9 protein-coding genes are annotated in these 19,242 nt (G+C 64.7%); 7 read left to right on the forward strand and 2 right to left on the reverse strand.

Annotated features, from left to right (window positions below):
- Positions 1-5,915, reverse strand: a 5,915-nt coding sequence (locus HUA76_RS22810) for a non-ribosomal peptide synthetase (RefSeq protein WP_174462059.1), incomplete at its 3' end; no start/stop codon positions are given.
- 178 nt (positions 5,916-6,093) lie between these two features.
- Positions 6,094-9,039 carry a hypothetical protein gene (locus HUA76_RS22815; protein ID WP_254614410.1) on the reverse strand — a complete coding sequence of 982 codons (2,946 nt, stop codon included), beginning with the start codon at positions 9,037-9,039 and terminating at the stop codon, positions 6,094-6,096.
- 69 nt (positions 9,040-9,108) lie between these two features.
- Between HUA76_RS22815 and HUA76_RS22820 the strand changes: the two genes are divergently transcribed.
- The 7 genes from HUA76_RS22820 (at position 9,109) to HUA76_RS22850 (ending at position 19,230) form a co-directional block, all read left to right on the forward strand.
- The gene (locus HUA76_RS22820; RefSeq protein ID WP_254614411.1) at positions 9,109-10,056 is read left to right on the forward strand and encodes a pirin family protein; all 948 of its coding nucleotides are present in this window, start codon (positions 9,109-9,111) and stop codon (positions 10,054-10,056) included.
- A gap of 273 nt (positions 10,057-10,329) precedes the next feature.
- The gene (locus tag HUA76_RS22825; protein WP_217440057.1) at positions 10,330-12,081 is read left to right on the forward strand and encodes an alpha-keto acid decarboxylase family protein; all 1,752 of its coding nucleotides are present in this window, start codon (positions 10,330-10,332) and stop codon (positions 12,079-12,081) included.
- Positions 12,082-12,554: 473 nt separating this feature from the next.
- Complete coding sequence (locus HUA76_RS22830) at positions 12,555-13,904, forward strand: FAD-dependent oxidoreductase (protein ID WP_254614412.1); 1,350 nt, start codon at positions 12,555-12,557, stop codon at positions 13,902-13,904.
- Positions 13,901-16,912, forward strand: coding sequence for an iminophenyl-pyruvate dimer synthase VioB (gene vioB, locus HUA76_RS22835; RefSeq protein WP_174462062.1), 3,012 nt, complete (start codon positions 13,901-13,903; stop codon positions 16,910-16,912). The genes HUA76_RS22830 and vioB overlap by 4 nt, the downstream gene beginning before the upstream one ends.
- Positions 16,913-18,202, forward strand: a complete 1,290-nt coding sequence (locus tag HUA76_RS22840) for an NAD(P)/FAD-dependent oxidoreductase (protein WP_174462063.1) — start codon at positions 16,913-16,915, stop codon at positions 18,200-18,202. It abuts the gene before it with no gap.
- A gap of 7 nt (positions 18,203-18,209) precedes the next feature.
- Entirely contained in the window at positions 18,210-18,839 is a 630-nt protein-coding gene (gene vioE / locus HUA76_RS22845) for a violacein biosynthesis enzyme VioE (protein WP_174455285.1), read from the forward strand.
- Between the two features lie 115 nt (positions 18,840-18,954).
- On the forward strand, positions 18,955-19,230 hold the full coding sequence (locus tag HUA76_RS22850) for a hypothetical protein (RefSeq protein WP_174462064.1): 276 nt from the start codon (positions 18,955-18,957) through the stop codon (positions 19,228-19,230).
- Positions 19,231-19,242 lie beyond the last annotated feature (12 nt).

Below are 19,242 nucleotides of genomic sequence, written 5' to 3' on the forward strand. Positions count from 1 at the left end.
AGGAGGACGTCGAGGAAGGAAGGGTTGCCGGAGAGGCGAGCGGGGAGAGGGAGAGTGTTGACGAAGAATCCGATGAGGGATTCGAGCTGAGGACGGGTGCGGTTGGCGATGGGAGAGCCGACGAGGAAGTCGAGCTGGCCGGAGTAGCGGGAGAGGAGGAGCTGGAAGGAGGAGAGCAGTGCCATGAAGAGGGTGGCACCGTGGAGACGGGAGAGGGAGTCGAGGGAGTCGCGAAGGTGGAGGGGAAGAGAGAAGCGGTGAGTGGAGCCCTCGAAGGATTGGAGAGAGGGACGAGGAAAGTCAGTGGGAAGAGAGAGGACGTGAGGGACGCCGTCGAGGAGGCGAGTCCAGAAGGAGAGCTGGGAGGAGAGGGTGTCGCCGGAGAGCCAGTGACGCTGCCAGGAGGAGAAGTCGGCGTACTGGATGGAGAGCGGGGCGAGGGAGGAGGCCACGCCCTGGAGGCGAGCGAGGTACTCGGCGGAGAGCTCCTGGTAGAGAACGCCGAAGGACCAACCGTCGGAGATGATGTGGTGGAGGTTGAGCAGCAGCAGATGCCGCTGAGGCGCGAGGAGGAAGAGGCGCGCGCGGAAGAGAGGACCGAGGGCGAGGTTGAAGGGCGCCTCGGCATCGAGTTGGAGCAGGCGAAGGGCTTCGTCGTCGGAGTTGGGAGAGGACGAGAGGTCGACGAGTTCCCAGTCGAAGTCGAGGGAGTCGGAGATGTGCTGAGAGGGAACGCCGTCGCCGGGGAAGTGAGTGCGGAGAGCCTCGTGACGAAGGACGAGCGCGCGGAGGCTGTCGTGGAGTGCGGCGACGTCAAGAGCGCCCTCCAGACGCAGCGCGAAGGGCATGTTGTAGACGGCCTGCTGCTCATGAAGCTGGCTGAGGAACCAGAGACGCTCCTGCGCGAAGGAGAGCGGCAGCGGCGCGTCTCTGCTCACCGTTGGGACGAGGGCCACGTCTGTCGGAGCAGGAACGTCGTTTCGGCGCTGCTCGACGACGCGAGCAAGGGCCTCGATGGAGGGCGCCTCGAATAGCGCGCGAACGGGAATCAACGTGCCCAGGTGCTCCTGGATGCGAGAGATGACCTGGGTGGCGAGCAAGGAGTGCCCGCCCAGGTCGAAGAAGTTCGCGGTGACGCTGACGCTGTCGAGCTGAAGCACAGCGGCCCAGATGGCCGCGAGCCGCGACTCCAGCTCCGTGCGTGGAGCGACGAACGAGTCCGTCTCCAACGCTCCGAACTCAGGCGCCGGCAACGCGCGCCGATCCACCTTGCCATTGGGTGTGAGTGGAAGCGCGTCGAGGACGACGACCGCCGAGGGCACCATGTAGCTGGGAAGCTGTTGTCCCAGGTGCTCACGCAACAGTGTCCCGGAGCTTCGCGTCACGACGTATGCGACCAGTCGCTTGTCACCCGGCGAGTCCTCTCGCACGAGCACGACGGCGTCGCGCACGGCGGGATGGGCACGCAGCGCGGCCTCGACTTCACCCAGTTCGATGCGGAATCCGCGCAGCTTCACCTGGTTGTCGCGGCGGCCAATGAAGTCCAGCTCTCCGTCCTGACGGAAGCGAACGAGGTCGCCCGTGCGATAGAGGCGCGCGCCCGGAGTCGTGCTGAAGGGATGGGGAATGAAGCGCTCGGCGGTGAGGTCGGGTCTGTCCCAATAGCCCCAGGCGAGGCCGTCGCCTCCGACGAACAGCTCACCCGCGACACCCCGAGGAACAGGTTGCAGATTCGCATCGAGCACATAGGCGGTGCTGTTGGAGACAGGCCTTCCAATGGGGACCGACAGCTCGGTGGAGGGCTGGGCCTGATACCAGGTGCTGTACGTGGTGTTCTCGGTGGGGCCGTAGCCGTTCACCAATGCGACCGGTGCTCCGTGTGTGAGCACGCGTTGAACAGTCGTTGCGTCGGCGGCCTCTCCTCCGAAGATGACCCAGCGCAACCCCGCGAACGCATCAGGGTGCGTGCGCGCGGTGTGGTGGAAGATGGCGGTCGCGACGACCAGCGCGGAGATGCGCTCCTCCCGCAGGTGGCGCGCGAAGACGTCGGGCTGGATGACCTCGTCCTTGTCGAAGATGACGAGCGCGGCGCCATTGAGCAGCGCACCCCAGATCTCCAAGGTGGAGAGGTCGAACGTCACCGTGGTCACCTGGGCGACCCGGTCGTCTGGCCCCAGGCGGACCTGGTCCGGGTCGAGCGCCATGCGAACCACACCCCGGTGTGGAATGCAGACACCCTTGGGACGCCCCGTGGACCCGGAGGTGTAGATGATGTGCGCCAGGTCATCGGCGGTGCTGTCATCCACCCACGGAGTTGACGCCGAACCCTCCAGCGCATCCCCGAGCCGATCCAGGTTCACCACGTGCCACGGTCCCTCGGGAAGCCGCGTGCTCAGCGCATCGTGAGAGACGATGGCCGCGAGTCGGGCGTCATGGGCCATGAAGGCCAGTCGCTCCGTGGGGTGCTCGGGGTCGAGCGGAACGTACGCTCCGCCGGCCTTGAGACTCGCGAGGAACGCGACGATGAGCTCCGGGGACCGAGGCAGGCACACGCCCACCTGCGGATGCCGGCGGTTGACGCCCTGGGCTCGCAGTACCTGGGCCAGCGCATTGGCGCGCGAATCGAGCTGGGCATAGGTGAGCGCGCGCTCTCCCTGTCGAACCGCCACGGCTTCGGGCCGCAGCGCCACCTGTGCATTGAAGAGGCGCACGAGAGACGACTCGGACGGGTAGGCGCGCGCCGTGTGGTTCCAGTCGATGAGCCACTGGCGTTGCTCGTCGTCGGAGAGGATCGGCACTTGTCCGCAAGGACGCTCGGGTTCCCGGACGAACGCCTCGACGAGTCGCACGAAGTGCTCCGCCATCCGTTCGATGGTGTGCGGAGCGAACAGCGCGGTGGAGTACTCGATGGAGCCCCGGAGTCCCTCGGGGGATTCCTCCAGCGCGAGGAACAGCTCGAACCGCGACGTCCGTGTCTCCAGATCCAGCGGAGCGACCTGGAGCCCTGGAAGCTGAAGCTGTCCCCCGGGAGCGTTCTGGAGCGCGAATAGGACCTGGACCAACGGACTGCGTCCGGGCTCGCGCTCGACGTGGAGTTCCTCGACGAGCTTCTCGAAGGGAAGCTCCTGGTGGGAGTAGGCGCCCAGGCAGGAGTCGCGAGTGCGAAGGAGGACGTCGAGGAAGGAAGGGTTGCCGGAGAGGCGAGCGGGGAGAGGGAGAGTGTTGACGAAGAATCCGATGAGGGATTCGAGCTGAGGACGGGTGCGGTTGGCGATGGGAGAGCCGACGAGGAAGTCGAGCTGGCCGGAGTAGCGGGAGAGGAGGAGCTGGAAGGAGGAGAGCAGTGCCATGAAGAGGGTGGCACCGTGGAGACGGGAGAGGGAGTCGAGGGAGTCGCGAAGGTGGAGGGGAAGAGAGAAGCGGTGAGTGGAGCCCTCGAAGGATTGGAGAGAGGGACGAGGAAAGTCAGTGGGAAGAGAGAGGACGTGAGGGACGCCGTCGAGGAGGCGAGTCCAGAAGGAGAGCTGGGAGGAGAGGGTGTCGCCGGAGAGCCAGTGACGCTGCCAGGAGGAGAAGTCGGCATACTGGATGGAGAGAGGGGCGAGGGAGGAGGCCACGCCCTGAAGGCGAGCGAGGTACTCGGCGGAGAGCTCCTGGTAGAGGACGCCGAAGGACCAGCCGTCGGAGATGATGTGGTGGAGGTTGAGCAGCAACAGATGCTCATGTTCGTGAGCAGCGGTCGTCACCAGCAGTGCTCGAAAGAGCGGACCACGTGCGAGGTCGAACGGACGTTCCGCCGCGGCACGCAGCAGGGCGTGGGCCTGTTCGACTGAACTCACGGAGCTCCGATCCAGCCGCACGGACACGGACTCCGCCACGAGTTGCACGGGAGCGCCTTCGCCCGGGAAGGTCGTGCGCAGGGACTCGTGACGGTCAACCAGTGCCTGGATGCTTTGCTCCAGGGCTGTGACGTCGAGAGGCCCCTCCAACCGGAACGCCATGGGCAGCGAGTACACGGCCGTGTCCGGCATCCACTGGTCGAGGAACCACAGGCGCTGCTGCGCGAACGATGGGCTCAGGCGCGCCTCGCCCTGGGCGGGTCGGATGAGGTCCTCGGAGAACGCGCTCGTGGTCTCCTCGAGATTGGCGCACAGCTCGCGAAGGACGGGCCTATCGAAGAGCGCACGCAGCGGAAGGTGGAACCGTGTCTCCTCGCGCATCCGGGTGATGACCTGCGTGGCGAGCAGCGAGTGGCCCCCCAGGTCGAAGAAGTTCGCGGTGGCGCTCACGGCGTCCATTCCCAGCACCTCCGCCCAGATGCGCGCGACGGCGGTCTCCAGGGCCGACTCCGGCGCGATGAAGTCCTCGGAGTGCGCCTGGGGTGTGGGCAGCAACGCGCGGTCCACCTTGCCGTTGGGCGTGAGTGGCAGTGCGTCCAGCACCACGATGGCGGCGGGCACCATGTACCCGGGGAGCAGGCGTTGCACGTGCTCGCGCAGCTCGACGGAGGACGCTCGCGCGACGACGTACGCGACCAGCCTCCGGTCTCCCGGTAAGTCCTCTCGCACGAGCGCGAGTGCCTCCAGCACGGAGGAATGCTGGCGCAGCGCGCTCTCCACTTCCCCCAGCTCGATTCGGAAGCCACGCAGCTTCACCTGGTGGTCGCGACGGCCGATGAACTCCATGACTCCATCGACGCGCTGCCGCACCAGATCTCCGGTGCGGTACATCCGCCCACCGGGCGTATCGCTCCAGGGGTCGGGCAGGAAGCGCTCTCCCGTCAGGTCCGCGCGCTCCCAGTATCCCCACGCGAGGCCCAGGCCCCCCGTGTACAGCTCACCCACGGTTCCGACGGGAACGGGCCGCAGCGCCTCGTCCAGCACATACATCCGCGTCCCGGAGATGGCGCGCCCAATGGCGACGGCCGTGGTGTCATCTGTCTCCAGTGCTCCGCGCATCGGGTGGAAGCTGGTGAACGTCGTGTTCTCGGTGGGCCCGTAGAAGTTGACGAGCCGGATATGAGGAAGCTGCTCCAGCGCCTTGCGCGCATGGGGCACGGAGAGGACCTCGCCTCCCGTGAGCAGCTCGCGCACGCGGCCCATTCCAGGCAGGCCGAGCTCGACGAGTTGATGGAAGAGGCCCGTTGTCACCCAGACCACCGTCACTCCCTGCGCCTCCAGGAAGGGACCCAGCTCGTCCAGCCCCGCGGCGCCCTGGGTGAACACGGCGAGCCGCGCGCCATTGAGGAGCGCTCCCCAGATTTCAAAGGTCGACGCATCGAAGGCCACGGGCGCGAGCTGCAGCAGCACGTCGTCGGGGCCCACGTCCACGTAGTTGGCGCCCAGCACCAGCCGCAACACGCCCCGGTGGGGAACACAGACGCCCTTGGGTTTGCCCGTGGAGCCCGATGTGAAGACCACGTAGGCGAGGTCGTCCGGGCAGACCTCCCGCTTGGGCGGATGCGCGGGAAGCGCGTCCAGCTCCGCCTCCAGTGCGTCCAGGCACAGCGTGGGCACACCGCCCGACGGCAGGCGGGAGCGCAGGCCCGTCTGCGTGACGATGGCGTGGACCCCCGCGTCCTCCGCCATCAACCGCAGTCGCTCGGACGGGTAGTCGGGATCGAGCGGAACGTAGGCGCCGCCCGCCTTGACGATGGCGAGGAGGGTGACCAGCAGCTCCGCCGAGCGCGGGAGACAGACGCCCACCTGGGGATGCTCTCGACCGATGCCCTGGGCGCGCAGGCGCCACGCGAGCTGGTTCGCCCGCGCGTCGAGTCCCGCATACGTCAGGCTCACGCTGTCGCTGCTGACCGCGACAGCGTGAGGACGCAGCGCTACCTGGGCTTCGAAGGCGTCCGCGATGTTGGAGGGAAGAGAAGCCGGAGAGGGAGCCGACAAGGAGAGGGCGTCGAGCATGTCAACGCGTCGCCCTCACAGGATGAGAAAGCGACGGCTGCCGCGGGGGGCACGGCAGCCGATGAGACGGGGCGGAACGCGTGAGTCATATCTAGGAGGCTTGCCGAGACATGCGCAAGATTGGCTGGTCCTCCCCGCCCTGATGAGGCGGATCTCCGTTGAGTTGTGTTTCAGTTTATTACGGGTGACTCGTCGGGTCCGCCGGGTTCGTGCCAGCGGAGCGCTCGTCGCCATCGCGGAAGCCGTCGAGGTCCCGGTCGATGCCGATGCGCGTTCCCGAGCCCGGGGGCACGCACGTGTACGTCAGCACGCCGTTGCTCGCCGTGGTGGCGGCGCGAAGGTTTGCGTCCGACACTCCTGGCAGACCCTGTCGGTCGACGATGAACTGACCTCCTCCCACGTAGAGGAAGCCCGCATCGTGCGGGCCCACCCGGCCCTTGGCGACCAGGTCGCACTCGCCCGCGTTCGCTCGCGCCACCAGCAGGTTGATGCGCGGCCCCACCACGGCGGCCTGGGCTGCCGTCAGCGTCACCTGCTGGCCGACGATGGGCGCCAGGTTCGTGTCGAAGACGAAGATGAACTGCTCCATGTTCTTCTTCGCCGCGACGCCCTCCGGCGTATCCGGGATGCCCACCGAGTTGAAGATGGGGTGGAAGTCGAAGCCGCTGTTGAACGTGAAGAGGGTGGGGACGGTGCCGTCGCTGTTGAAGCCGAAGCCGCGCACCTGGTCTCCCATGAAGGGATCCACGGGCAGGTTGCCCGTGGCGAAGGGCGCGCCGAACATTCCGACCTTCTGGTACGCGTTGCGCAGGTGCGGCACCTTGGGAAACTGCGGCACCACGTCGAACGACGACCGACCGTCCGTGCCGAAGAAGCCCTTGAAGACACCTTCGCCAGGGTTCGCGTTGGGGTCGAGCGTGTGGCACGAGCCGCAGGGCCCGTGGAAGAACGTCGTCGTGTTCAGGAAGAAGTCCCGGCCCGCCTGCTGCGTGGTCGTGAGGGAGTTGTCCAGCTTGCGGATGGGGTTGGGCGGATAGACGACCTGGAGCGCGAAGTCGGTGAACTTCTGGAGCTGCTGCGGCGTGAGCTGGGCGTTGCGGCCCAACAGGTCCATGAAGGCCGGGTTGAACTGCTTGAAGGCCTCCGACTCATTGAAGGAGCCGTTGTTGGGCTGGGCGTTCGCCGCGCTGTCTCCGCCGTTGCGGTCTCCTCGCCAGTGCATGGGGCCGTGGTTGGCCATGCCTCGGAGGCTCTGCGTCGTCATCGGGCCCTTCAGCGGGTGGAAGGCCGTGCTCTGGCCGAACGTCGGATCGCTGCCGAACTCGGGCATGATGGGGACGACGGGGCTGGGGTTGTTCTTCACCGCGCCGTCCGGGTTGCCCAGGTCCCAGGCCAGGCTGTCGAAGTCGCCGAAGATGTGGCAGCTGGCGCACGAGGAGTCGCCGTGGCTGGAGCTGTTCCGGGCGTCGTAGAGGAACGGACGGCCCTCCACCACGCTCGCGGGCTCCGGGTTGTACATGGGCAGGTGGGCGATCTCCTGGCGCGTCGTCGTGTTGATGACGGAGATGGCGTTGTCGAAGCGGGTGAGCACGTAGAGCCGCCGCCGCGCCTCGTCCAGCACCAGCCCCGTGGGGCCGCCGCCGGTGAGCTGAATCTGGTTCGCGGCGTTCGGCACGAAGGTGTCCGCCTCCAGCGCCGCGGTGGAGTAGACGCCCAGCTTCGAGGAGCCGAAGGCCGTGACGAACAGCGTGGCGCCGTCGGAGGTCACCGCCATGCCCAGCGGCTGCGCGAGGCTCTTCTCGCTCTCCGGATTGGGCGTGGGCGCGCAGCAGGTGCCGTAGTTGATGTGCTTGTTGAGGTGGCGCGGCGTGACGCTGGTGGGGCCGAGCACGGTGATGCGGCTCTCGTGGATGTGGCCGCGCAGCGTGGTGTTGGCGAAGGTGCCGGGCCCCTCGAAGCGCAGGTCATTCCGGGCCTCGGTGTTGCTGACGTACACCTTCCCGTTGGCGGGGTTGACCACCATGTTGAACAGGATGGTGCCCACGCCGGCGTAGACGCTCCCGCTGCCGGTGAGCGGCGCGGGCGGGTTGGAGGTGGCGTCGATGGCGAAGACGTCCTTGTCCGGCAGGGACAGGCGCACCTGCGGCGTCCACGAGCGGTTCACCACGTCCACCCAGTCCTGCCCGTTGTACTTGACGATGACGGAGACCTCCGGGGCGGGGACGCCCGCGAAGTTGGTGTTGGGGCTCGGAACGCCGCCCGCGGCTTCGCCACCGTTGGGAATGGCCGCCTCGTGCAGCACCGTGGTGCGATTGCCGGAGTGGAAGGCCGCCGCGTACACCCGCGAGCCGTCGGGCGTCGTCGCCAGGGCCCGGGGCGTGTCGGCGAACAGCGACAGGATGGTGAGCGGCGTGCCACCCAGCGAGCTGCCCAGGTGGTCCGAGTCGAAGACCCAGACGTCGGCCCGGCCCACGCCCGGCGTGGTGAGCTGGGGGTCGAACGGCGCGTTCTGTCCGCGATGCGCCGCGGTGATGAACGCGCGCCGCCGGCCCGGGCCCGCGAAGACCAGGTCGCGAGGCTCGTCACCCACGAGCAGCGTGCGCGTCACGATGCCGCTGTTTCCCTCACCGTCCACGCGGACGATGCTGACGCTGTCAGACAGGTGGTTGACGACCCAGACCTCGTCGTTCGTCCTCGCGGCGACGGCCACGGGCTCCAGGCCCACCGGCACCGAGCCCCGGTGGCTGAGGCCACTGTTGCCGACGCGGAAGATCTCCAGGCGGTTGTCCGGAGTGTTGACGGCGAACAGCAGCCTTCCGTCAGGGGAGAGGGCCAGGGGCCGCACCTGTCCGCTTTCGAAGAGCGTGAAGGGCGCCGCCACGGCTTCGCGGCTTGAAAAGACTCCCGCCAGCAGCAACGTCAAGACAACGCTTCTCAGCGAACCAGCTCGAACGGCAGTGCACCGGGGTTTCACATCATCCTCCAGGGGAGAGGGACTCTTCCCTCCCTCCGTCGAGGGAGTGACGGTTGGAAGGGAATGCGGAATCTTCCGTGGATACGGTGTGAACCGTAAATACTGGCATTCGCTTTCGTGGAAATGCCCGTGACGGTGACGCAGTCTCATGGGTCTGGAGTGTCCGGACCTACCCATGGCATGTCCGGACGGAGCGAATTTTTACAGGAGTGTGAGCCGATGGCCTGGAAGATGCCCGAGGAACCCTATGTCGACGCGGAGCCTGGCTCCGCGCTGGAGACCGTCATCGTTCCGCGCACGCGGGACCTGGGGGATGGCTTCGAGGTGCGCCGGGCGCTGCCGTCGTCGCGGCGGCGGATGGTGGGCCCGTTCATCTTCCTGGACCAGATGGGGCCCTCGGTGCTCCAGGCGGGCAAGGGGCTCGACGTGCGGCCCCATCCGCACATTGGCCTGGCCACGGTGACGTATCTGTTCGATGGCGAGGTCCTGCACCGGGACTCGCTGGGCGTGGTGCAGACCATCCGGCCCGGCGCGGTGAACTGGATGGTGGCGGGACGCGGCATCGTCCACTCGGAGCGCACGCCGCCGGAGGCGCGCGTGAAGGCGAACCGGCTGTTCGGCATCCAGTTCTGGGTGGCGCTGCCCGGCAAGCACGAGGAGGTCGCGCCGTCCTTCGTACACACGCCGGTGGAGGCGCTTCCGGTCATCCAGGACCACGGCCTGGAGCTGAGGCTCATCGCAGGCGAGCTCTTCGGCGAGCGTTCTCCGGCGAAGACGCAGTCAGAGCTGTTCTACGCGGACGTGAAGCTCGACGTGGGCACCCGGCTTCCCGTGCCGTCCGTGCATGAGGAGCGGGGCCTGTTCATCGCGGAGGGGCAGGTGGAGGTCGGCGGCGAGAGCTTCGGTCCCGGTCAGCTCCTGGTGCTGCGTCCGGGCGCGGACGTCGTCGCCCGGGGCGGCGGGGCCACGCGCTCGCGCTTGTTGCTCTTTGGCGGCGAGCCCATGGATGGGCCGCGTCACATCTGGTGGAACTTCGTCTCCAGCTCGAAGGAGCGCATCGAGCAGGCCAAGGAAGACTGGCTCGCGGGGCGCATCGGCCAGGTCCCGGGTGAGACGGAATTCATTCCGCTCCCGGAGCCCGAGCCAAACGTGCCCCGCTATCCCTGACACGCCCGCAAGGTTGATTGAGACAGCCCCGCAGGAGGTCCTTCTGCGGGGAGTGTCTGTGTGCCCCGAGGCAGCTCAATCCTTGTGCAAACACTCTCCATTTCAGTATCCGCCGCTTGGATTGATGGGAAGCCGACGGGCGAGGGAGGGCAGGGTTTTCACGGATTGAGTTGTGAGGCTTGCGATGCAAATCCTTTCGCAGTGACCTTGGGTGTCTGGAGATGCCCGAGCGAGTCTCTTGTGCGGGGAGGAATCGCCGTGAGCCATCCGAACATGAAGTCGCGAGAAGTGTCCGTCTCTGTCGGAGATTATCTGCTGGCCCGCTTGCAGGAGCTGGGCATCCACCATGTCTTCGGCGTCCCGGGAGACTTCAACCTGGGCGTGCTCGAGCAGTTGCTCAAGCATCCGGGGCTGCGGTGGGTCGGGTGCTGCAACGAACTCAATGCCGCCTACGCCGCGGACGGGTATGCCCGCATGCGAGGGGTTGCCGCGCTGCTGACGGCCTACGGCGTGGGGGAGTTGAGCACCATCAACGGCATCGCCGGCGCGTATGCCGAGCGGGTGCCCGTGGTGGCCATCACCGGAGCCCCTCCGCTGTCCCATCTCCAGAAGCGCTCCGTGATTCACCACAGCCTGGGGGATGGAGACTTCGGCAACACGCTGGCGAGCGTGGCGCCCTTCACCGTGGCGCAAGCGGTGCTGACACAGGCGAATGCACCCCAGGAGATCGACCGGGTGCTGCGCACGTGTCTTCGGGAGCGGCGGCCCGTGTATCTCCAGCTCCCCTCCGACGTGACCTTCCAGCACGTCCCAGCTCCCGAGGCGCCGCTGGTGCAGGAGGCTCCACGGAGCGACCCCGACAGTCTTCGGCTGCTCCTCGAGGAACTGGTGCCAAGGTTGAGGGGCGCCCGACGGTGCGCGCTGCTGGTGGACAGCGATATCCAGCGCTTCGGCCTCGCGCCGAAGGTGCTCGCGATGGCGGAGGCCGGCCGACTTCCTATCGCGTTGCTCAGCTCCGCGCGGGGCCTGGTCGACGAGGGGCATCCGGCGTTCCTCGGCTTCTATGGCGGGCGCCTGTCCGATGCATACGTGCGGGATTGGGTGGATGGCGCGGACTGCGTGGTGGCCCTGGGCACGCGCTTCACGGACCTCAACACGCACTCCTTCTCTCATCGCCTGGAGTCCGCCCGGCTGGTGGATCTCCAGCTCTTCAGCGCCGCGCTGGGGCAGGGGACGCAGGGTGAGCCACCGTCCCTGTACAGCGGATTGGTGTTGAGCGAGGTGCTGGAGGCGTTGACGGAGTCGCTGGGCGCTCGGGGGGCCCAGGACTTTGTTCCCCGCTCCGCCCGGCTGCGAGCCACGGCGGCGGCCCGGGCGCCAGTGCCCATCCCCAAGACCGGGACGCCGCTGACCCACGCGCAGCTCTGGCCCGCGCTCGCGGGGGTGCTGGAGCCGGAGGATGTCCTCGTCGTCGAGGCGGGCAGCCCCATGGTGGGCTTTTCATCCACGCAGCTTCCCCGAGGCGTGAGCTGGGTGGCCCAGCCGCTGTGGTGCTCCATCGGCTACACGCTGCCGGCGTTGCTGGGCACCAGCCTGGCGGCGGCCCCGGAGCGGCGCCACCTGCTCTTCATCGGCGACGGCTCCTTCATCATGACGGCCCAGGAGCTCTCCACGTTGCTGCATTTGAAGCTCAAGCCCCTCGTCTTCCTCATCAACAACGCGGGCTACACCATCGAGCGCCTCATCGTCGGTCCGGAGTCCGTCTACAATGACATCCCGAAGTGGAACTACCCGGCCGTCTGTGATGCGCTGGGGGCTCCAGGTCAGTCGCTGACCTTGCTCATCGAGAAGCCGGAGCAGGTGGCGCCTGTCTTGGCCGAGGCGGTGCGTGCCCAGCGCGGCGGACGGCTGGTGTTCGTGGAGGTTCGGCTGGCTCCGCTGGACGCCCCCGCGGGCCTGGCTCAGATGGGGGCCTCCCTCTATTCCTTGTCATACCGGGACGACAGCGGACTGCCTCGCTTCTGAGCCCCTGGTGCATTCCCTTGCGGGGCGGCGGGATGGGGAAGTTACTCCCAGTGTGTTGGTCTGGGAGTGCCGTACACCCCATAAGCTGTCCTCGACTACTCCACCGCGGCGCGTACGGTGATCGTGGGGTACAGCGGCTGCGGACCCTGGACGAGGTGGGGCCAGACGACGACATACACTCGTGCCACGAGTCTGTGCCCCACGCCGCCTGAAGCATGAATGAGCAGACGTCGTCGTGAATCGAAAACGGCCCGCCCCGGAATGTCTCCAGGGCGGGCCGTCGCATTTCCGCTTCCTGAGCAGTCGAGAGAGTGATTGGCAAAGCCCGTTAACTATCGGGGCGGCGTTTATCAACATTCTCCTAGTACTGCCTGGTCGGTTGTATTCAGCGGGCGAGCGTGACTTACTCCAGGGGCCATCAGATCTTCGTCGGCTGGATTCCGAGGGCTGAGCCATGCTTTTTGCTCAGCACGATGAGGATCCGCCCCAGTGGTCCCTCTTCTGTCCAGAACCTTGAGATGACACATCATTCAGATGTCTGCATTGTTGGTGCCGGAATCGGAGGGCTGACCTGCGCCACTGGATTGGCGACTTCCCCCCTGAGCAACCGTCTGCGCGTCAGAGTGTTTGATTTGAATGCCAGCGTGGGAGGCCGCATCCAGTCAAGAAAGCTGGACGGTGGGGAAATCACCGAGCTGGGTGCCGCTCGCTACTCGCCGCAGTTGCATCCACGTTTCCAGGCGCTCATGCATTGTTTCCAACATCAACATGAGACCTACCCATTCACTCAGGCCGTATTTCAAGACGACATGCAGGGAAAGCTGAGAGCGACCTTGCTCGGCTTGCTCTCCAATCTGGATGAGCATCCCCAGGCCTCATTCCTGGAATTCGTCAGCCACTATCTGGGGGAAGGGGAGGCCAGGAAGATCATCAAGGCCATGGGGTATGACGCCCTCCTTCTGCCGATGGTCTCTGCGTCCATGGCATACAGCATCATCAAGAAGCACCCGGAAACGCAAAGCCTGGTTGATGACACAAGCAACCAATGGCGCTATGCCCCGGAAGGCTACGGCCAGCTGCTGGCGCGCCTTCAGTGTCAGGCACAGGAGGGCCGGGTCGAGTTTCGGATGGAACACCGGTTGCTCTCCGTTTCGCGCTCTGGAGATGGATACGGCCTCGCCTTCAGTCATCAAGACAACATACAAATACATCGGGCGCGGCACGTCATATTGGCCATCCCACCCTCCGCCATGACACAGCTCAATCTCGGCTTTCCCACCCATTGGAGTCCCTACCAATATGGCTCCCTGCCTTTGTTCAAGGGGTTTCTGACCTTCAATGGCGCCTGGTGGCGAGACTGTCAGATGACAGACAAGGTCCTGGTGGTTAACAACCCTTTGAGGAAGATCTACTTCAAAGGTGAAAAATACGTACAGTTCTACACCGACGGCGAAAACGCGACGTATTGGCAGGACAGCCTGGGGCAAGGCGAGGACGTCTATTTGAAGAGGGTGCGCGCCTGCCTGGAACAGGTTCTCCCCCTCGGTGGAAAGCCCCTACCTCCCATCAAGGACCATTTTCACAAGCATTGGCCACATGGAGTGGAGTTCTGTCTGGAATCCAAGGCGGATCAGCCCACCGCCTTGGTTCATCGCGATGGTGTCATCGCCTGCTCAGATGCCTACACGCCGCATGGCGGCTGGATGGAAGGTGGACTGCTCAGTGCGCATCAAGCAGTTCGGCTCTTGCTGGAACAGCTCACCAGCGCTTCCGAGAACCGGTATCAACAAAGCCCTCGTAGCACCGCTTGTCGAACGCCATGAGTATCCTCTATTTTCCTCGGCTGTTCTTTCGAGGCTTTGCTCGCGCCAATGTTCCAACCGCGAATCGAAACACGCATGGCCAGATCGACATCGCCACGAATACCGTCTTCATGGAGGGCGCTCCGTTCGATCTTCGCCGTCCGCCGTCCGAATTCCACGAGCATCTGAAGCAGCTGGCTCCCAGATACGACGCGGAGGGGAGGGCGGCCTCCGGAGGAATCTTCAGCGAGGCCGCCGGCTATAACTTCGGCGGCAACAATCACTTCTCCTGGGAGAACGTCAGGATCACGGGCGTGCAGTTGCGGGAAGGGGACCTCGACACCAGCGACAGTCTGGTGGGGGCCCAACTGGCGCTGTGGGGAAACTACAACGAATACCTTCGCACGACGTTCAATCGCGCCCGATGGGTGGACAACAACCCCAGCCGGGCCGACACCACCTTGATATACGCCGGACAGGTGACGCTGAGCGACAAGCACGCTTCGCCTCACACTCCGGCGCTGCTCACGGCGAGCATTCCGCGGGCTCATTCCGTTCGCTGGGTGGGGACCGGGCATGTCGTCGAGCGCAACGACCACTTCCTCGCCGAAGAATTCACCCGCTCGCGGCTGTTTCAATTCTCCGTTTCAAAAAACGACACCCAGTTTCTACCCACGTCGCAAGCATCCCCATCTCCCGGCCTGGAGGCCGTGCTGCAAGCGCTGGAGGGCGACGAGGTACAGGGACTGACGGTCCAGTACGCCTTGTTCAACATGTCGACGCCGCGGGGGGCGGATTCACCTGTCTTTTATGATCTGATTGGCACCGTTGGCCTGTGGTGCCGGCATGAGCTGGAAACCTATCCGACGGGGCGTCTGCTGGTGCCACGCCAGCCCGGCCTGGGACCGGTCGTGGTGAGGGTGCAGTCGGACCGGGTGTCACTCAACATGCCGACCGCCGTCCCATTCACGACCCGAAGCGCCCAACCTGTCTCGGACCAGCATCCCACCCATGCCTTGGGCGGAAAACTGCCGCTGGGAGATCTTGCACTCCTCAACCAGTCCGGCGCACTGGTTGCCAGAATCCCTGAAAAACTCTACCTCGATTTTTGGCGCCATCATGGCGTGCTGGATGTGCCGTTGTTGAACTCCGCCACGGATTCGCTTCTCCTGACAAGCGAACACGCCCAGTGGAGAGAAGCCGATTGGGTGGTGCAGTCCGACAGCAACCACCTGTTTCTGGAGGCGCCCAACAAGCGGAAGGACCAGGTCTTCCCGGAGACCATCACCGTGCAAAGCCGCCTCCGTGGCGAACTGGCATCGCACTCGGCGCTCGCGGTGCAGGCTGAAGACTCCGGCATGCTGACTGCGCACCTGACTTCGTCGGCACTGGGGGCTGGCTATGCGCAAGTCACCCTTACGGGCCAACGCCCTGGCGCGACTCGCGTTGCGCTGAGCGCCGGAGAAGACAGCCAGTCCATTGGCGTCAGGGTATTGCCCGACGACTGGCACCTGGATGAGGTCCCCGCCGAGCAGGTGGACTATGCATTCTTGTATCAGCACGTCATGAGCTATTACGAGCTGGTATACCCCTTCATGTCGAACAAGGTGTTCAGCCTGGCGGACCGCTGTAAGTGCGAAACGTATTCCCGGCTGATGTGGCAGATGTGCGATCCGCTCAACCGGGACAAAAGCTACTACATGCCGAGCACCAGGGAACTCTCCCTGCCCAAGTCCAAGCTGTTCCTGAAATACCTGACGCACCTCGAAGCGGCCTCCAGGACCTCCCTTCCTGAGCCTCCTGGTCCGCAGCCGATCAGCAGTAGGGCCCACCTGGTCAAGGAGTTGAAGAGAGCGATCGACCTGGAGCTGTCCCTGCTGTTTCAGTATCTGTATGCCGCCTACTCCATTCCCAACTACGAACAAGGGCTCAAGCAGGTTCAGGCGGGCCGTTGGCAGATGGCGGAGCTGGAGCTGGCCTGCGGCACCGAGGACAGGCGCCGCAACAGTGGTGTGCGCGGCACGTTGCTGGAAATCGCGCATGAAGAGATGATTCACTATCTCGTGATGAACAATGTGCTGATGGCCTTGGGCGAACCCTTCCATGCGGGCACCCCCATGGTGGGAGCGCAGGCGCGGCTCCATTTTGGTCTGGATACCGAGTTTTCCTTCGAGCCCTTCTCGGAGCATGTGCTCGCCAGGTTCGTTCGGTTTGAATGGCCTGGACATATCCCCGTGCCAGGAAAGTCCATCGCGGATTTCTACAGCTCGATTCGCCAGGCGCTTCGTGAGCTGCCTGACCTGTTCGACACCCGCCCCGGCAAACGCGGCGGGGAACATCATCTCTTCTTGAATGAACTGACGAACAAGCTGTTCCCAGGGTATCAGCTGGAGGTTTTTGATCGGGACAGCGCGCTCTTCTCCATCGACTATGTCACCGAGCAGGGAGAGGGTGTCGCGGTCGATGCCCCATCCTTCGAGTCCTCGCATTTTCAAAGACTGCGCCGCATGGCCACCCGATTCAGCGCCCAGAAGAAACCGTTTGAGCCGGCCGTACCGGCATTGAGGAATCCGGCCCTGGAGCCACGCGACGATTGTGTCCAGGTGGTGAACGAGGATGCCAGGTCGCTGATGGGCCTGTATCAAGGGTGTCATGAGTTGATGGTGCTACTGATGGCCCATCATTTCGCGCAAAGACCGCTGGGCAGTTTGCGCCGCTCCCGCTTGATGAATGCCTCCATCGACATCATGACGGGTCTGCTGCGCCCTTTGTCGATCACCTTGATGAATACGCCGTCGGGTCTGCCCGGGCGCAATGCCGGACCGCCAGTGCCCGAGCCAGTCAAGGGCCAGGTCGGCGGCGATTACGCCTCGGGATGCCAGATGCTGGCTCAGAAATGCCTGACATTGGCGCAGGTGGCCCGCGGCATTGGCGCGGACCTTGTCGGCGTGGCACCGATAGAAATGTTGGAGTTCTTCAATCGTCAACTGACCGATCTGGCCCAGGGGAACATTCCAAGGGAGGCCTGAATGCACAAAGCCATCATTGTGGGCGGCGGACTGGCAGGCAGCCTGACCGCCATTTATCTGGCGCGGCGTGGGTACGACGTTCGTGTCGTCGAAAGGCGGAGAGACCCGCTGCAGAACACCTTCTCCTCCCTGGAGATGACCAGCTCGCGCGCCATCGGCGTCAGCATGAACGTCAGGGGCATCAAGGCGGTGCTGCGGGCCGGGATTGAGCCACAAGAGTTGAAGCGGTGCGGCGAACCCATCGCCGGCATGGCCTTCTCTGTTGGCGGAAAGTACAGGATCCGCGAACTCACTCCGTCCGAGGGGATTTCCCCTCTGTCCCTGGATCGGTTGGCGTTTCAAAGGCTGTTGAACAAGCACGCCGCCCTTCTCGGCGTGAAGTACCACTTCGAATCCAGATGCCTGGGTGTCGACCTGGAGAAGAAGTCAGTCCTCGTCCAGGAAAACGACGGTGGGGTCCAGCGCCATCAAGGGGATTTGATCATCGGCGCGGATGGCGCACACTCCGCGGTACGCCAGTCCATGCAGAGCGGCCTGCGGCGCTTCGAATTCAAACAGACCTTCTTCCGCCACGGCTACAAGACGCTGGTCCTCACCAATGCCGCGGAGTTGGGCTATCGGAAGGACCTGTTGTATTTTTTTGGCATGGACTCCAAGGGGCTCTTCGCCGGCCGCGCGGCGACCATCCCCGGTGATAGCATCAGCTTCGCGATTTGTCTGCCATACACGGGGGCCCTGAGCCTGGCGACGCAAGATGGAGACACCCTGCGCGCCTTCTTCAACCACTATTTCGGGGGCCTGCCGCTCGCCCGCCGGCAAGAAATGCTGGAGCAGTTCATGACACTGCCCAGCAACGACCTCGTCAATGTTCGCTCCAGCACCTTTCACTATCGTGGGAATGCAGTGCTGATGGGCGATGCGGCGCATGCCACCGCACCCTTCATGGGGCAAGGCATGAACATGGCCCTGGAAGATGCCTATGTCTTCTCCACCCTGCTGGACAAACACGCCCATGACCTTGAGGTCGTGCTCCCGGAGTTCACCCGCCAGCGGAAGGTGCAGGCGGATGCGATGCAGGACATGTCCATCGCGAACTACGAGATGCTGAGCAATCCTCGCTTCATCTTCTTCTTGCGGGCCCAGTATGCCCGCTACATGCATCAGAAATTTCCCAGCCTCTATCCGCCGGACATGGCGGAGAAGCTGTATTTCGATTCGGTCCCTTACGACGAGTTGCAGCGAATCCAGCGGAAGCAGAATGTGTGGTACAAGCTTGGAAGGATGAACTAGCTCGGCCATGCAAGCACATCCCCCTCCGCCGCTCCTGCCAATGCAGTGGAGTAGCGCCTATGTCTCCTATTGGTCGCCCATGCTGCGTGGCGACCAGATGACTTCTGGCTACTGCTGGTTCAACTACGCTCGCGATGTCTGCCGAATTGACGGGCTGTTCAATCCCTGGCCCGAGAAGGAGAGGGGGGAGCACCTCTGGATGTCGGAGGTCGGCGATGTCGCGCGCGGACAGAGCTTCAAGAGGAAGATGGCCTACTGGAAGAAGGCGACCCCCATCGGGGAACGCCTTTGTGAGACCTTGTTGCCGGATGAAAGGTCGTCGTTCCATGAGTTGTTCCTGCCTCGCACCGTATTGCTGGACGGGAACGCGCGTCATGCTGGATGTGACCCTGTGCTGGGCCAGTTGGCGGATGTCTGGACCATCGAGAGGCCGAACAAGGCGCCCCTGACGCTCTACCTCCAGGCTGGAACCAACCTGCTGCTCCGCATGGTTTCCGGCAACGACAAGGTGCACGTCTCGGTGCGTGATTTCCCGAACGTATTCGTCGGAGACATCCCCGAGAGTGTTTTCGCGATGCCGAGAACCCCGTTCCCACCCGGCATGGCCGGGGAGGTCCCGCGCGTCGTTGAAACTTGAAGGGGACTCGACTCGATGCGGCATCCCCTCTCATGCCTGGCGAGATTCTCGCAACCTGTCCAGTGTGCTAAACTGGAAAAGTCGTACAGACCATGGACTGTCCCTGGAGGCACGAATGCAGGCTGGAAGGTTCGTCAGCGGTGCGTTGCTTGCGGTGGGGTTGATGCTGGCTGGCTGCGGTGGTGCGGCGGTGGAAGACACCGAGGCCCAGGACCTCACCTCGCGCGAGGACGCCGCCCAAAACTGCGATGGGCTCAACTACGAGTACACGTATTACAGCGACGCGACGTACACCACAATTGTGGGCGGCCGGGGCTGTGACTGCTCCTTCTGGTCGGCCTGGGGGAAGATTACGGCTTTCCGCGAGTACGTCGGCGGGACCTGCTGGTAACGCGCGCTCCGC

The organism is Myxococcus sp. CA056 (assembly GCF_013336715.1).
In the GTDB taxonomy this organism is placed as follows: domain Bacteria; phylum Myxococcota; class Myxococcia; order Myxococcales; family Myxococcaceae; genus Myxococcus; species Myxococcus llanfairpwllgwyngyllgogerychwyrndrobwllllantysiliogogogochensis.

Excerpts from the sequence above, each read along its gene's own strand:
- HUA76_RS22815 (WP_254614410.1), bottom strand. The coding sequence starts at position 9,039 with ATGAGACTGCGTCACCGTCACGGGCATTTCCACGAAAGCGAATGCCAG.
- HUA76_RS22820 (WP_254614411.1), top strand. The coding sequence starts at position 9,109 with ATGGCCTGGAAGATGCCCGAGGAACCCTATGTCGACGCGGAGCCTGGC.
- HUA76_RS22825 (WP_217440057.1), top strand. The coding sequence starts at position 10,330 with ATGAAGTCGCGAGAAGTGTCCGTCTCTGTCGGAGATTATCTGCTGGCC.
- HUA76_RS22830 (WP_254614412.1), top strand. The coding sequence starts at position 12,555 with ATGAGGATCCGCCCCAGTGGTCCCTCTTCTGTCCAGAACCTTGAGATG.
- vioB (WP_174462062.1), top strand. The coding sequence starts at position 13,901 with ATGAGTATCCTCTATTTTCCTCGGCTGTTCTTTCGAGGCTTTGCTCGC.
- HUA76_RS22840 (WP_174462063.1), top strand. The coding sequence starts at position 16,913 with ATGCACAAAGCCATCATTGTGGGCGGCGGACTGGCAGGCAGCCTGACC.
- vioE (WP_174455285.1), top strand. The coding sequence starts at position 18,210 with ATGCAAGCACATCCCCCTCCGCCGCTCCTGCCAATGCAGTGGAGTAGC.
- HUA76_RS22850 (WP_174462064.1), top strand. The coding sequence starts at position 18,955 with ATGCAGGCTGGAAGGTTCGTCAGCGGTGCGTTGCTTGCGGTGGGGTTG.